Origin of the sequence: Streptomyces sp. NPDC005576 (genome assembly GCF_042871745.1) — a bacterium.
GTDB lineage: Bacteria > Actinomycetota > Actinomycetes > Streptomycetales > Streptomycetaceae > Streptomyces.
The window spans coordinates 26,303-40,097 of record NZ_JBIAJC010000005.1 but is presented as its reverse complement, the minus strand read 5'-3'; the positions used below and the strand labels follow the sequence as shown (position 1 = coordinate 40,097).

Genomic DNA, 13,795 nt, shown 5'->3' with positions numbered 1-13,795 from the left:
GCTCTTCATTCTCCGCAGGTCAGACCGTGTACTTTTCGTGCGGGATGCCGCGCTTCCAGACTGCTTCGAACGCGGCCGAGGCCAGCCGTGCCACGGGGGGTTCGGAGCGAACCTCCCAGCCGGGCTCGCACCAGTTCCCTTCACCGGAAAAGTGGTTGAAGAGCACGACCTCTCCGTCGAACACCCAGCAGTCGTTTCCCGGAAGCGCGATGGCCGAAGCCTGCCGCCGCGGCAGCCAGCGGACCTGCTCTCCGGCGTGAAGGTTGACCACGGTGCCGGCGTGCTCGTACCGGATGTAATCCGTGACGGGTTCCGACACCACGCGGGCGCGGCGAACGGTCACCCCCCGGGCAACCGTGCTCCGAATCAGATCGACCCACGGTGTCCAGTAGGCGGACGCCGGGTCGGTGTCCCGCCGACCCGTGCTCTTCCATGCCTCGAAGTCCTCAGCCTCATCCCCGACGCCGTACCAGTCGCGCAGTTCCAGGTGCACCGCCGAGTGCTTGGCTGCGGCCAACAGCTCGTCAAAGCCCGGCTCGATCTGCGACATCGCACGCCCCCCTGAGCATCGGCACCATACGGGCCGGAATCCGAATGACGGCTTCGTGCGGCGGGATGCCCGGAGCGTGCCCGGGGGCCTCGAACGCCGCGCACTCCGCCTCTAACTCCTCGTCCGGCTTCCAGCCCTGGAGCACCAGCTCCCCCTTCTCCTCGTCCACCCACACGGTGGGGGAGCCCTGCTGCCCGGTGTCTGGATCTATCCCGATGAACCGTAGTGCCATGACTGCCTCCGGGTTCGAGCGGCTTACGCCAACTTGCACGAGCGTCATCCCTGTACCGCAGTGCGTCAAGAGGGCCCCTGAGGTCCTGCAGGACGACTGCCCGACGCTGCAGCGGTCTGACCAGGGGGACCGGCAAGTGATCGGGTAGGAATGCTGGGGATTGAGTGAGCGCATCCGCCGGCGCGAAACCTGCCGTGAGCCGGGCGTGCGCTGACGGGTTACAAGGTTTGGGCGGGTCCCCCGACTGGCCAACTCCTCGAAAATTTCGCCGACTTGGCGCGTTGTATCGGATCGTGTGCGAGTCATTGACACCCCGGAAACACCCCGCCTACCGTCGCCGCCGAAGCGCGCTAGGGATCACCGGGGGATCGCCCAGGGATCGCTCCGTCCGAGGGGAAGCTGTCCATGGCTCGAAAATTTTCGAAGACCGGTCTGGCCGTGACGGTGGCGCTCGCGGCCACCCTGGCGACGGGCACCGCCGTGGGAGCCGCCGGAGCCGCGGATGCGGGTGGGGCGGCGGCCGGGGGTGCGGGGAACGGGCGGAGCGCCACCGCGCACGCACGGCAGGCGGGGACGCACTGGGTGAACACCTGGACGTCCATGCCCCAGCTGACCGAGCCCTCCAACATGCCGCCCGCCCCCTTCACCCGGGCCGGCAAGGTCCTCGACGACACCACCCTGCGGCAGACCGTCCACGTGTCGGTCGGCGGGAAGCAGGTGCGGCTGCGGTTCTCCAACGCGTTCGGGGGTGCAGCGCTGCCGCTCACCTCGGTGTCGGTGGCGCTGCCGGCCGAGGGCCGGGCCGGAGCCCGTGCGATCCGGCCGGCGACCTCGCGGGGGGTGACGTTCGGGGGGAGGGCCTCGGCGTCCGTCCCCGTGGGCTCACAGATCGTCTCGGACCCGCTGGACTTCGACGTGGCGGCCGGGACGAACCTCACGGTGACCGTGTACCTGGCGGACGGGCAGGCGTCGGAGAGCATCACCTCGCACCCCGGCTCGCGGACCACCTCGTACCTGCTCGCCGGCGACCACGTGCGGGACCAGGATCTGGCCGGTGCCACCTCGGCCGCCCACTGGTACTTCCTCAGCGGCGTCGAGGTCTGGTCCCCGGGCACCACCGCGGCGGCCGTCCTGGTGGGCGACTCGCTGACCGACGGCCGGGGCTCCACGACCGATGCGAACAACCGCTGGCCCGACCAGTTGCTCGACCGGCTCCGGTCGCGCCCGGACACGGCCGGTACCGCGATCCTCAACCAGGCGGCCGGCGGCAACCGGGTACTCGACGACGGCCTCGGTCCCAACGCCCTCTCCCGGGTGGACCGTGACGTCCTGGCGCAGAGCGGCGTCGAGTGGGCCCTCGTCTTCGAGGGCGTCAACGACATCGGTACGGCCGGGGCGACGGAGGCCGCCCAGAAGCAGACGGCGGACGACCTCGTCGCCGCCTACGACCAGATCGTCGTCCGGGCGCACACCCAGGGCATCCGGGTCTACGGGGCGACCCTGACACCCTTCGGCGGCAACACCGGCTACGACGACCCGGACGGCTTCCGCGAGCAGGCCCGCCAGAAGGTCAACGCCTGGATCCGCACCAGCGGCCGGTTCGACGGCGTCGTGGACTTCGACCGGGCGGCCCGCGACCCGGAGAACCCGCGCGCGATCCTGCCCGCGTACGACGACGGCGACCACCTGCATCTGAACCCGACGGGGTACGGGGCCCTGGCCGCCGCCGTCCCCGCCCGGCTCTTCCACCAGGAGCCGTTGCCCCGCGGCTTCGGCTTCGACTGAGCCGTACGGTGAACGCGGGTGAGCCGGAACCCCGAACGGGGGTCCCGGCTCACGCGGGTGCGGTGCGGTGCGGGCCGTCAGCTGCCCGTGACCGTGACCTTGTCGTCGTTCTTCAGCTCCTCCACGAGCTGCTTGACCTTCGCCTTGTCCCAGATGAGGTTGCCCCCGCTGGTGCTCTGCCCGGAGAGCGGGATGTTCATCGACGTGCCCTCGCCGCCGGTGACGCCCTTCATCGCGAAGAACATCCGGGCCAGCGACCAGAGCGACATGTCCTTGTCCACCACGAGGGTGTCCAGTCCCGCTCCCAGCACCGGGTACAGCTTGAACGGGTTGATCAGTGTGGACGGGGTCGCCGTCTGGCTCGCGAGGGCCGCGAGGAACTTCTGCTGGTTCTTCGTACGGTCCAGGTCGCTGCCCGCGAACGCGTACCGGGTACGCACGAAGGCGAGGGACTGCTCACCGTTGAGCGTCTGCTTGCCCGCCTGGAAGTCGGCGCCGGAGTTCTTGTCCTTGAATGCCTTCGGGATGTCGAGCTCGACGCCGCCGATCGCGTCCACGATGCCGGCGAAGCCGCCGAAGCCGATCTCGACGTAGTGGTCGATGTGCAGACCGGTGTTGTACTCGACGGTCCGCACCAGCAGCTCCGGGCCGTCCTCGGCGTAGGCGGCGTTCAGCTTCACCGTCCGGCCGGTGCCCGCGTACTTCTTGCCCGACTCGGACCCCACGAACGAGGGGATCTCCACGTTCGAGTCACGGGGCAGCGAGACCAGCGTCGGCCCGTTCGACCCGTTGTGCAGGATCATCATCGAGTCGGTGCGCTTGCCCTCGGCGGAGCCGGTGTGCAGCTTCTTCTTGTCCTCGGCCGACATGCCCTCGCGGCTGTCCGACCCGACGATCAGGTAGTTGGTGCCGTCGCCCTCGGCCGGGCGGTCGATCACCTTGGAGAGGTCGACGTCGCGCTTGAGCTTGGAGTCCGCCCAGAAGTACGTGGAGACGGAGACCGCCAGTACGACGACGACCAGGGTCAGCGCGCCGAGCTTGATCCGGCGCCGCCAGTCCGGCGCGGGCCGGCCCTGGACGTAACCGCCGTCGCCGCCGCGTCCGCCGCCCGGCCCGTGTCCCTGGCCGTGACCCTGCCCCGGTCCCTGGGGCGACCCGTAGACCTGGCCGGTGTTGTAACCGCTGTCGTATTCGGACGCCGCCTGGCCGCCCGCGCCGTACGGGGCGTACTCGGGGGCCTCGGGGGCGCCGTATCCCTGACGCCCCTGTCCCTGGCCGGGTGCCTGCGGCGGTACCTGGGGAGCCCTCGGCGGGGCGGGGCGCCGCTGGACACGGCGCATGGAGCGCGCACCCTCGGGCTCGGGGGCAGCACTGCCCCGGCCGTAGCGGTCGCTGTCGTCGGTCCATCCGGGCCTGTCACTCATGGGCACCAGTCTGCCGCGCCGAGGCACATGTATTACAGGGTGTGAGAAGAAACGGTTCACGGCTGTTGCGAAGCTGATGCAAATTCGGTCACGCAGTGGCCGCATACAGTGGTTCACATGACAGAACAGGCCAATCGCCCCCTGGGTGACCTCGGCGAGCTGCCCGGTAAGCCGACCGAGGCGTCCCGCACCACCCTCAGCCACATCATGACGGGCAGCGACACCAACCTCCTGGGCACGGTGCACGGTGGTGTGATCATGAAGCTGGTGGACGACGCGGCCGGGGCGGTGGCCGGCCGGCACTCGGGCGGACCGGCCGTGACCGCATCGATGGACGAGATGGTCTTTCTGGAGCCGGTCCGGGTCGGCGACCTCGTGCACGTACGCGCCCAGGTGAACTGGACCGGCCGCTCCTCGATGGAGGTCGGAGTGCGCGTGATGGCCGAGCGGTGGAACGAGTCGACCCCCGCCCAGCAGGTCGGCAGCGCCTACCTCGTCTTCGCCGCCGTCGACGCGGACGGCCGCCCCCGCCCCGTACCGCCGGTGATCCCCGGCACCGAGCGCGACAAGCGGCGCCACCAGGAGGCCCAGATCCGCCGTACGCACCGGCTGGCCCGGCGCCGCGCGATCAAGGAGCTGCGCGAGAAGCGCGCCGCCGAGGGCATCGACGAAGGCTGACCCGGACGAGGGCCACCCGGCCCGTCCCCACCCGGCAGGCTCCTCACCCGGGCACTCAGGGGCAGACGACCTCGTCGCCCGTGACGGCGTGGAACGTGCCCCGGGGCACGGTCTCCGCCCGCACCGGAAGCACCGCCGTCCAGTCCGCGCCGGCCGTCACCCGCAGCGTGGCGCCCTGTCCGGGAACCGCCCGCAGCTCGCTGCCGGGCAGCGCCGCGGCCAGCGACCGCGCCGAACGGTCCCAGCGCGGGTCGTAGGTGATCAGGGTCCGCGCGAGATCGCGGACCGTGCCGTCGAGGGGTGCCGCGGTGGTGTTGAACCCCGTGGCGCGCAGGGCCGCGTCCAGCTTCGTGCCCAGACCGGCGTGCGGGGTGCCGTTGTAGACCTGGACCCGGATCTGCTGGGGAGCCACGTCCACCACCGTCGCCTTCGACTCCACGGGGGTGGCGGCCGGCCGGGACGAGGTGAGCGGCTTGTCCTCGCGCAGGGTCCGGAAGAGCGCGTTCGCCCGCGCGGTGTCCCACTTCACGGTCGATCCGATCCCCTTGACCGGGAAACTCGGGTCGCCCACCGGGACGGAGGCGAACTCCGACGAGGCCGCCGTGAAACCGCGCATCGCCGAGCCCAGCTCCAGCATCTGCTCGGTGCCGAACCCCTCGTCGGCCCGCACCGACCCCAGCATCGCCGAGACGACCTGCTGGAACTTCACCGGGTTGAGCAGCACCCCCTTGCTGGTCGCCCGCTCGATCACCGCCGCGACGAACTTCTGCTGCCGCTCCATCCGCCCCAGGTCGGCCGCCCCGTCGATGTGCCGGGAGCGGACGTACTGGAGGGCCCCGCCACCGCCCAGCCGGTGCGTCCCGGCCGGCAGGTCCAGCCCGGTGTACGTGTCCTTCAGCGGCCGTACCGTACAGATGTCCACGCCGCCCAGCGCGTCCACCGTCTTCATGAAGCTGGTGAAGTCCGCCTCCAGGTAGTGGTCGATCTTGATCCCGGTCAGCTGCTCCACGGTGCGCACGGTCAGTGTGGGGCCGCCCTCCGCATAGGCGGCGTTCAGCTTCACGGGGTGGGAGGCGTGCCGCTTCCCGGTCGTCCGGTCCGTGTGCGCCGGGATCACGGCGTAACTGTCGCGCGGCAGGCTGACCACGCTCGCGCGCCGCCGGTCCTCGGACAGGTGCACCAGCATGAGGGTGTCGGTGCAGTGACAGGGGGCGCCGCCGAGCCGGAACCTCTTCTTCTCCGCCGCCGTGATGTGGTCGCGGCCGTCCGTGCCGACGAGCAGCAGGTTCATGCCGCGGCTCCCGGACGGCCGGTTCTTCATGTCCCGGAAGGGGTCCACGCGGTCGATGCCGGTCTCCAGCTGGGTGACGACCGCGTGGCCGATGCCGCCCGCGCCCAGCACGAGGACCGACAGCCCGGTCGCCACCCGCATTCCCCAGCGGGGCCGCTCGTCCTGTCTGCGCGATCTCAGCGGCCTCGCGGACTGCGCCGGACCGCGTCGCGGCGGGGTGCGCCGGGGGTGCGGTGGACGGGGCGGCCGGGGCGGCGTGGTCACGAGGGAGGACCTCCGGGCGTTCCGAGGCGTGGGGGGACCGTCCGTACGGTAAGTCCATACGATCTCCTTTCCGGGCTGCGACCCGGCGGGACGCGCCGGTGTCCCCCGTAAGCGGTAACGTGGCGGCCCGCACCACCTGTCGATCAACCGCCGTCTCCCGTGGTACGACCCGGAGCCCGGCGCCCCCGAGGACACCCCGAGGACCACATGTCTGCCGCGCAGTACCCCGCCGTCTCAGTGATCATGCCGGTGCTCGACGAGGAGCGGCACCTGAGGAACTCGGTCCGGCACATCCTGGAACAGGAGTACGCCGGTGAGATGGAGGTGGTGATCGCGCTCGGCCCGTCCAAGGACCGCACCGACGAGATCGCCGCCGAACTGGTGCGTGAGGATTCCCGCGTCCACACCGTCCCGAACCCCACGGGCCGTACGCCCGCCGCCCTCAACGCCGCCATCGCGGCGTCCCGCCATCCGATCGTGGTGCGGGTCGACGGGCACGGCATGCTCTCCCCGGACTACATCGCCACCGCCGTCCGCCTCCTGGAGGAGACCGGCGCGCAGAACGTCGGCGGCATCATGCACGCCGAGGGCGAGAACGCCTGGGAGGACGCCGTCGCCGCGGCGATGACCTCGCGGATCGGCGTCGGCAACGCCGCGTTCCACACCGGCGGCCAGGCCGGCCCCGCCGAGACCGTCTACCTCGGCGTGTTCCGCCGCGAGGCGCTGGAGAAGGCCGAGGGGTACAACGTCGAGTTCATCCGGGCCCAGGACTGGGAGCTGAACTTCCGCATCCGCGAGGCCGGCGGCCTGATCTGGTTCTCCCCGGAACTGAAGGTCCAGTACCGCCCCCGCCCGTCCGTGCGGGCGCTCGCCAAGCAGTACAAGGACTATGGCCGCTGGCGGCACGTGGTCGCCCGCTACCACGCCGGCTCGATCAACCTGCGCTACCTCGCCCCGCCGACCGCCGTCTGCGCCATCGCGGCGGGCATCGTCGTCGGCGCGGCGGTCACCCCCTGGGCCTTCCTCGTCCCCGCCGCCTACGCGGTCGCCATCACCGTCGGTTCGCTGCCCGCGGGCAAGGGGCTGTCGCTGAAGGCCCGCGCACAGATCCCGGTCGCCCTCGCCACGATGCACATGTCGTGGGGGTACGGATTCCTCACCAGCCCGCGCTCACTGGCCAAGCGCGTCATCGCCGGCCGCCGCCCGTCGCTGAGCGGGCAGACCGTCTGAGACACCGGCCGGCCACCCGGGACACCGGGTACCCCAGTCGCCGGCACCACGTACGAGGGAGGGGCTCCACCGCAACGGTGGAGCCCCTCCCTCGTACGTGCGCTCCTCGCCTACCAGGTGTAGTCCGGGTTCACGTGCATGCAGGCGGACTCCTCGCCGTTGAGGGCGTGCGCCGACTCCGGGATCTCGTCGTTCTCCCCGGCCGCGGGGTAACTGCCGTTCTCGCGCCAGTCGGCCCCCACCGCCAGCGAGATCCCCGAGACCTCGGTGGACTTCTTCACCAGCGACGCCGGGATGCCGAGCGCCTTGGCGACCGCCTGGGCGTCCCCCGCCAGCTCAGCGGTCGGGTAGAGGACGCTCGTGCGCGCCGCCGGGCTGATGTCGGAGGAGTCCTTGGTCGCCCGGACGAAGCCCGCGTCCACCAGCAGGTCCCGCACCTCCCCGGCACGGCCGGAGGTCGGCCCCGCATGGTCGGTCGCGGTGCCGTTGCGTACGGTCACCGCGATCTCGTCGACCGGTGCGGAGGGGTCCGACGGGGTGGCCGACGCCGTGGCGGACGCCGTGGGCGACGCCGACGCGTCGGTGCGCTTGGATCCCTTGCCGTCGAGCGGGATGTCGTCACGCACCATCCGGAAGACCTGCTCGGCGTCGCCCGGCTTCGGGAAGACCCGGCCTTCGAGATTCCCCGTGCCGTAGACGTTCGGCATGGTCGTCATGGTGATGCGGTCGGTCGGGACCCGCTTGAGGTCGGCGGCGAGGTCGTACAGCTTCTTCACCGTGTCGATCCCGTCGTCGACCGTGAGCGCGTTGGTCGCCGCCTCGGCGAGGTCCATCAGCTTCCCGGGGTCCGTGAGTTTCGTGCCCTTGCGGAGCTCACGGACCATCGAGTTCAGGTACTGGTGCTGAGCCTCCGCGCGGCCGAGGTCGGTGTTGTCCTCGAAGCCGTAGCGCGTACGCAGCCACTGGAGGGCCTGCTTCCCCATGATCGGAGTGGTGCCCTCCTCCAGCTTGAGGCCGGAGCCCGAACCGTTGCTGTTGTGCGAGTAGATGTTGGCGTCGACACAGACGGGCACTCCACCGACGGCGTCGGCCATCGACACCACGCCGGAGAAGTCGATCATCATGAAGTGGTCGATGGTGATGCCGGTCAGCTCGTACCAGGCGGCCACCGTGCACCCCGGACCGCCGCGCCCCAGGCTGGTGTTGGTCATGACCACGCCGGTGGAGGCGGGGTAGACCTTGCCCGTGTCCGGGTCCGTGCACTTGGGCATCTTCAGCATGGTGTCGCGCGGCATGCTGACCACCGAGAGGTTGCTCCGGTCCGCCGAGACGTGGAGCAGCATCTGTACGTCCGCGAGCGGCGCGGAGTTGAAGGTCTCCTTCGCGCCGCCCAGCTTCTGGTTCTCGGCGGTGTTACGCGCGTCGGAGCCGATGAGCAGGATGTTCAAGGGGGTCTGACCGGCGGCATTGGCCTTGTGCTCGACCATCTTCTTGTCGCCGAGGGTCAGATCCTCCTTCTTGATGTTGTGGTTCAGGTGCTGGTAGTAGACGTAACCGGCCGCGCCGGTGCCGAGTATGAGCAGGGAGAGCACCGAGGCGGTCCACCGCAGGACGCGCCGCTTCTTCCTCGGCGTCCGCGGGGACGGACGGTCGTCGCCGCGGCCCTCGCCGGACCTCCGCGGACCCGGGACGTCGCCCCCGCTCCCGCCGGACTCCGGCTTCCCGCCGTTCCCCGTACCGTGCGCCGGCTCCCGGTGCGCCGGCTCCCCGCCGCCTGTCTCTCCGTCGGCTGTCTTCCCGTCTGCGGTCTCTCCGTTTGCTGTCTCTCGGTCGGCTGTCTTCCGGTCGGCGTAGAGACTGTCGTCCCAGCCGAGTTGATCAGCCTGTCGGACGCGCGGTCGCGTCCCCTCCCCGGGCGTGCTCTTCCGTCCCAACGGGACCCCCCTGCTGCTCAGACTCTCGCGGTGGCGTGGCGAACGGGTTTCACTCGCTGCACACCGCCTTGTCGGCGCTGGCCCTCTGAATGTCGGTGGGTGCCGTGGTGGGTGCGGTGACGGGCACCCCGGCTCCCTTGAAATCGGCGCCGAGCGTCAGCGTCATCGCTTCCAGCCCCTCGGCATCCGTCGTGCCCTGCTTCAGGGCCGATGCGGGCAGCCCCATGATGTCGGCGAGCGCGCGGGCCTGGTCCGCCTGGTTGGGCGCGTACGCGAGCGTCGTCTTGTCGGTCTTCTCCGGTGCGTTGGCCTTGTTCGTGGACTTCAGCACACCCTTTTCGAGCTGGAGCCAGCTGACGGTCGCCCCGGCCGCACCGGGTATCCGACCACCGTTGTACACATCAACCCTGACGTCGGCGGCGGCCGCTTTCGTTCCCTCCAGCACGGACTGTTCCGCACTCTTCTTCTTGGCGGCGGCGGCCTTCTTCTCCGCCGCCACCTCGGTGAGGGAGACGTCGTCCCGCATCATCGCGAAGAGCTGCTCGGCCTTGGTCGGGTGCACGACGACGGTGACCGGCTTCGGTTCGGCCGGGTTGTCTATGACGGGGACGGTCACGAAGGTGATGTTCTTCGTGTCCACCTTGGAGAGCTCCTTGGCGAGGGTCGTCAGCTTCGCCACCGATCCGATGCCCGAGTCGACCGTCAGTGCCTTGGTGGCCGCGTTGGCGAGCTTGAAGAGCTTCGTCGGGCTCGTCAGGGTGTCGTCCGACTTCATCTGGCGGATCATCGAGCCGAGGAACTGCTGCTGGACCTTGATGCGGTCCAGGTCGCTCTCGTTGCCGAAGCTGTGCCGGGTGCGCAGCAGGGCCAGGGCCTGCTCACCCTCCACCTTCGACTCACCCTTCGGCAGCTTGAGGTGCGACTTGGGGTCGTCGATGTTCTTGGCCATGCAGACGGTGACGCCGCCGACCGCCGTGGAGAGCTCCTTGACCGCGTTGAAGTCCACCATCATGAAGTGGTCGACCGGCAGACCGGTGAGCTCCTTCACCGTCCGCATGGTGCAGCCGGGGTCGCGGCCCTCCTGGCCGAGGCTGATGTTGAAGCGGTCGTTCGGCGTCCCGGGGATGACCTTGGTGGTGCCGTCGTCCTGCTTCGTCTCGCAGTCGGGGATGTCCATGACCAGGTCGCGCGGGATGCTGAGCGCGGTCGCGTTGGTCCGGTCCGCGGAGACGTGGAAGAGGATGTTGGTGTCGGCGTGGCCGGCGCTTCCGGCATCGCCGTAGCCCTCGTTGCCCTTGCCGGTCCGCTTGTCGGTGCCGATGATCAGGATGTTCATGGGGCCGGAGCTGGTGACGTTCTTGTTGCCGGCGCTGCCCACGTCGACGGTGCCTATGTTCCCGTTGAAGTGCTGGTAGAGGGCGTACGCGCCGCCCGCCCCCGCGAGGACGAGGAACGCCGTCACGCCGGACGTCCAGAGCAGCGCCTTCTTCTTGCCGCTCTTCTTCGCCTTGCGTTTGCGGCGGCCCGCCGGGCCCTCCGCCTCCGCGGGCCGTCTGCTGTCGCCGGCCCGGCGGCCACGTCCACCCGGCGCCCTCTCGTGACGGGGCGGCGGTCCGTCCTCGCCCGGTTCCACGGAGGGGGCCCGGCGGCGACCCCCCTGACGGGGTTCTCCGGCCGCCGATTCGCTCCGGCTGCGCGGAATGCGAGGGCGGTCGTCCCCGCGCGGGGAATGCTCTTCGGAGTTGTTCAGTCGCAGTTCGTAATGACCGGTCTGCGGGTTCAGTACCCACTGGTCCGCGGGGTCGATGTCGTCCGCCCGTCCACGGCTTTGCGCATCCACGGTCGCCTCGGTCCTCCGTCGGTGCCACGCGAGGCGCCTCCCCCGAAAAGGCGCTCCAGATCTGCGTTCCAGAAGTGCGCGGCCGGAAGGCCGGAAGCACTGGATCGCGTCACACTATCCGTCCTTTCCGGGCTCCAGCGACGGGCGTGACACATTCCACGCCCCCTACAACCGGGCATTCCACTCATTCCGCGCCGATTGTTCCATTCTGTTTGGGAATTGCTTTACCCCTTACACAGGTCATCCGCAGCATTCGTGCCCGAGTAAGTGGGATTCGGCGTCGCCCCGGCCGTGCCTGTGGTCGCGTCGGCCCTTTCCCCGGGGGCGGCTCCGCTGCCCGAATTCTTGGCCGGTACGACCGTCACCGGGGCATCTTCGCGCAGCTGCCCGAAAAGCTGATCGGCGTCCGGTTGTACCAATTCATCCCGATTTGCGTTCTGGCGGTAGGGCCGGCGCGGGACGGTCAGGAACTGCACCTTGTCCGTCGGCACGTTCCGCATTCCACGGACCAGTCCGTAGAGGTCGCGCAGCGAGTCCAGGCCGGTGTCGGTCGTCAACGACTTCGTGGCCGCGTCGAGCACGGGGTAGAGCCGGGCCGGATTGAGCAGGACGCCATTGCTCTGCACCTTGTTCACCAGAGCGGCGAGGAACTGTTGCTGCCTGTCCATCCGCTCGGTGTCGCTGCCGTCGCCGAGCGACTTGCGCGCGCGGACGTATCCGAGCGCCTGCTCGCCGTCGAGCGTGTGCTGCCCCGCGGCGAGCCTCAGATGCGCCGCGGGGTCGTCGATGGGCTCCCGGACGCAGATCCGCACGCCGTCCACCGCGTCGACCATGTCCTTGAACCCGCTGAAGTCCACCACCATGTGGTGGTCGACGCGGATCTTCGTCATCAGCTCCACGGTCCGGACCGTGCAGGCCGTGCCGCCGATCTCGAACGCCCAGTTGAACTGGGCTGTCGTCGCGCCGGTCGCCTTGCCGCCGGAGCCGTGGCAGCCGGGGATCTCCACCATCAGGTCCCGGGGCACGGACATGGCGGTGGCGCTCTTCCGGTCCGCCGCGAGATGGAGCAGGATCACCGTGTCCGAGCGCTGCCGCCCGCCGTCGTCCCGGCCGTACTTCCGGTTGTCCCCGGCCCGGCTGTCGGAGCCGATGAGCAGGATGTTCTGGGCGTCCGTCACGAGTGCGGTGGGGCGTTCCCGTTCGTACGCCCGCAGCTCGGCCTCCGCGGCGGTGTCCGTCCGGATGTTGCCGTTCAGCTTCCGGTACAGCCACCACCCCGCGCCCGCCGCGACCAGAACGACGAGCGCCGCGCCCAACGCGGTCCAGCGCGCCCAGTGCCGTTTGCGGCCGACCGGGCGCCCGGCCCTGGAACGTCGCGCCCAGGTCCCCGGCCCGCCGCCCCCGTCCGGCCCGCCGGCCCCGTCCCCTGCGCCGTCCCGCGATCCGGCTCCGTCCTCGTCCGGGCGGTCGGGACCCGGCTCGGGCTCACGACCCGGCCCGGCGTCGGGACCCGGCTCGGGGCTTGCCCCGGGGCTTGGCGTAGGGCCTGGGTCGGGGTCGGCCGGCGTGCCAGCGCTGTCGGTCACGGCTGCGTCCATCCTCGGGTGGTCGGTACGCCGATGATGTACCCGCGCCGCCGTCCAGCCCCGGGGGACCGGGCCCGCGCGGGGCCGGACGAGTGACCCTCGCAGCGCTTTTCATACCGCGGTGGTCCGCCGCCTCGCCCGCGCCCGACGGAGCCTGCCGGGCGCCGGCCCCGGCCGGTCAGACCGCGCGGTGGGTGACCCGCTCGCTCTCCACCCGCTTCGCCAGCCCGTCCTCGTCCAGCTGCCCGAGGTGGCGGCAGAGCACCACCGAACCGCCCGACGCCAACGGCGCCCAGAGCCCGGCGGCGAGCCCTTCCCAGCTGTCGTACGAACGACCCGACAGCAGCCGCGAACCGGGAGCGAGCCCCAGGCCGGCGGCCTCCTCGCGCGCCCGGGCGACGAGCTGCGCCCCCGTCAGCTCCGTCCCGTCCACGACGAGCGCGGGGGCGTCCGGGTCCACCGGCTGGAAGGGGACGAACCGGTCGCCCTGGCCCGGCACCTCGACCGCGTAGTCCGCGAAGCCCTCGGGCGCGACCGGGAAGCGGCCGCCCAGCGGGCGCAGCGCCAGGGCGACGCGCTCGCCCCGGCAGGCACGGGCGCGCTCCAGCGTCTCCGGGCCGGTCACCACGAGGTCGGCCGCCGCCGGGTCGCCGCCCACCTCGACGACCACGCCGACCGAGGAACAGGCGAGCAGCCAGACGGCCGTCTGCCAGTGCGCGGGAAGGAGCAGGGCGAGCCGGTCGCCCGGTTCGGCGGCCAGGTCGCCCTGGAGCAGATTGGCGGTCTTGGCCACCCAATTGGCGAAGGTGGCGACCGAAAGTTCGACGCGCTCGCCGGTGGCGTCGTCGTAGAAGGTGACCAGGGGGCGGGCCGGGTCCGTGAGGAGCGCGGATCGCAGCAGGTCGGCGGGGGTGCGGTCGCTGGCGTTCATCCGCGCAAGGGTACGCGGCACCGGCCCCGGGCGGCCCGTGAACGGGCACA

At 70.8% G+C, this 13,795-nt stretch carries 11 protein-coding genes; 3 read left to right on the top strand and 8 right to left on the bottom strand.

Annotated features, from left to right (window positions below; translation table 11 throughout):
• Positions 1-19: 19 nt before the first annotated feature.
• Both ACFYPN_RS10180 and ACFYPN_RS10175 read right to left on the bottom strand, forming a co-directional pair.
• The gene (locus ACFYPN_RS10180; RefSeq protein ID WP_358756020.1) at positions 20-550 is read right to left on the bottom strand and encodes a DUF6879 family protein; all 531 of its coding nucleotides are present in this window, start codon (positions 548-550) and stop codon (positions 20-22) included.
• Positions 525-782, bottom strand: coding sequence for a hypothetical protein (locus tag ACFYPN_RS10175; RefSeq protein WP_358756022.1), 258 nt, complete (start codon positions 780-782; stop codon positions 525-527). Before ACFYPN_RS10175 ends, ACFYPN_RS10180 begins: the two co-directional genes overlap by 26 nt.
• Before the next feature lie 405 nt (positions 783-1,187).
• Between ACFYPN_RS10175 and ACFYPN_RS10170 the strand changes: the two genes are divergently transcribed.
• Positions 1,188-2,567 (top strand): SGNH/GDSL hydrolase family protein, encoded by a 1,380-nt coding sequence (locus tag ACFYPN_RS10170; protein WP_358756024.1) that lies wholly within the window; start codon positions 1,188-1,190, stop codon positions 2,565-2,567.
• A 77-nt stretch (positions 2,568-2,644) separates the two neighbouring features.
• Here ACFYPN_RS10170 and ACFYPN_RS10165 read toward each other — a convergent pair whose 3' ends face one another.
• The gene (locus ACFYPN_RS10165; RefSeq protein WP_358756026.1) at positions 2,645-3,991 is read right to left on the bottom strand and encodes an LCP family protein; all 1,347 of its coding nucleotides are present in this window, start codon (positions 3,989-3,991) and stop codon (positions 2,645-2,647) included.
• A gap of 117 nt (positions 3,992-4,108) precedes the next feature.
• Between ACFYPN_RS10165 and ACFYPN_RS10160 the strand changes: the two genes are divergently transcribed.
• On the top strand, positions 4,109-4,669 hold the full coding sequence (locus tag ACFYPN_RS10160) for an acyl-CoA thioesterase (RefSeq protein WP_358756028.1): 561 nt from the start codon (positions 4,109-4,111) through the stop codon (positions 4,667-4,669).
• 55 nt (positions 4,670-4,724) lie between these two features.
• Here the strand turns inward: ACFYPN_RS10160 and ACFYPN_RS10155 are convergent, their stop codons facing one another.
• Positions 4,725-6,101: an LCP family protein gene (locus ACFYPN_RS10155; RefSeq protein WP_358756029.1), complete on the bottom strand. Its 1,377-nt coding sequence runs from the start codon at positions 6,099-6,101 to the stop codon at positions 4,725-4,727.
• A gap of 330 nt (positions 6,102-6,431) precedes the next feature.
• On the opposite strand from ACFYPN_RS10155, the gene ACFYPN_RS10150 reads away from it, so the two are divergent.
• Positions 6,432-7,454 (top strand): glycosyltransferase family 2 protein, encoded by a 1,023-nt coding sequence (locus tag ACFYPN_RS10150; RefSeq protein ID WP_358756030.1) that lies wholly within the window; start codon positions 6,432-6,434, stop codon positions 7,452-7,454.
• Between the two features lie 110 nt (positions 7,455-7,564).
• Here the strand turns inward: ACFYPN_RS10150 and ACFYPN_RS10145 are convergent, their stop codons facing one another.
• From ACFYPN_RS10145 to ACFYPN_RS10130, 4 genes are all read right to left on the bottom strand, one after another.
• Complete coding sequence (locus tag ACFYPN_RS10145) at positions 7,565-9,388, bottom strand: LCP family protein (protein ID WP_358756032.1); 1,824 nt, start codon at positions 9,386-9,388, stop codon at positions 7,565-7,567.
• Positions 9,389-9,437: 49 nt separating this feature from the next.
• Entirely contained in the window at positions 9,438-11,228 is a 1,791-nt protein-coding gene (locus ACFYPN_RS10140; protein WP_358756034.1) for an LCP family protein, read from the bottom strand.
• A gap of 224 nt (positions 11,229-11,452) precedes the next feature.
• Positions 11,453-12,544, bottom strand: a complete 1,092-nt coding sequence (locus tag ACFYPN_RS10135; RefSeq protein ID WP_389297644.1) for an LCP family protein — start codon at positions 12,542-12,544, stop codon at positions 11,453-11,455.
• Between the two features lie 448 nt (positions 12,545-12,992).
• Positions 12,993-13,745: a TIGR03089 family protein gene (locus ACFYPN_RS10130; protein ID WP_389297642.1), complete on the bottom strand. Its 753-nt coding sequence runs from the start codon at positions 13,743-13,745 to the stop codon at positions 12,993-12,995.
• Positions 13,746-13,795 lie beyond the last annotated feature (50 nt).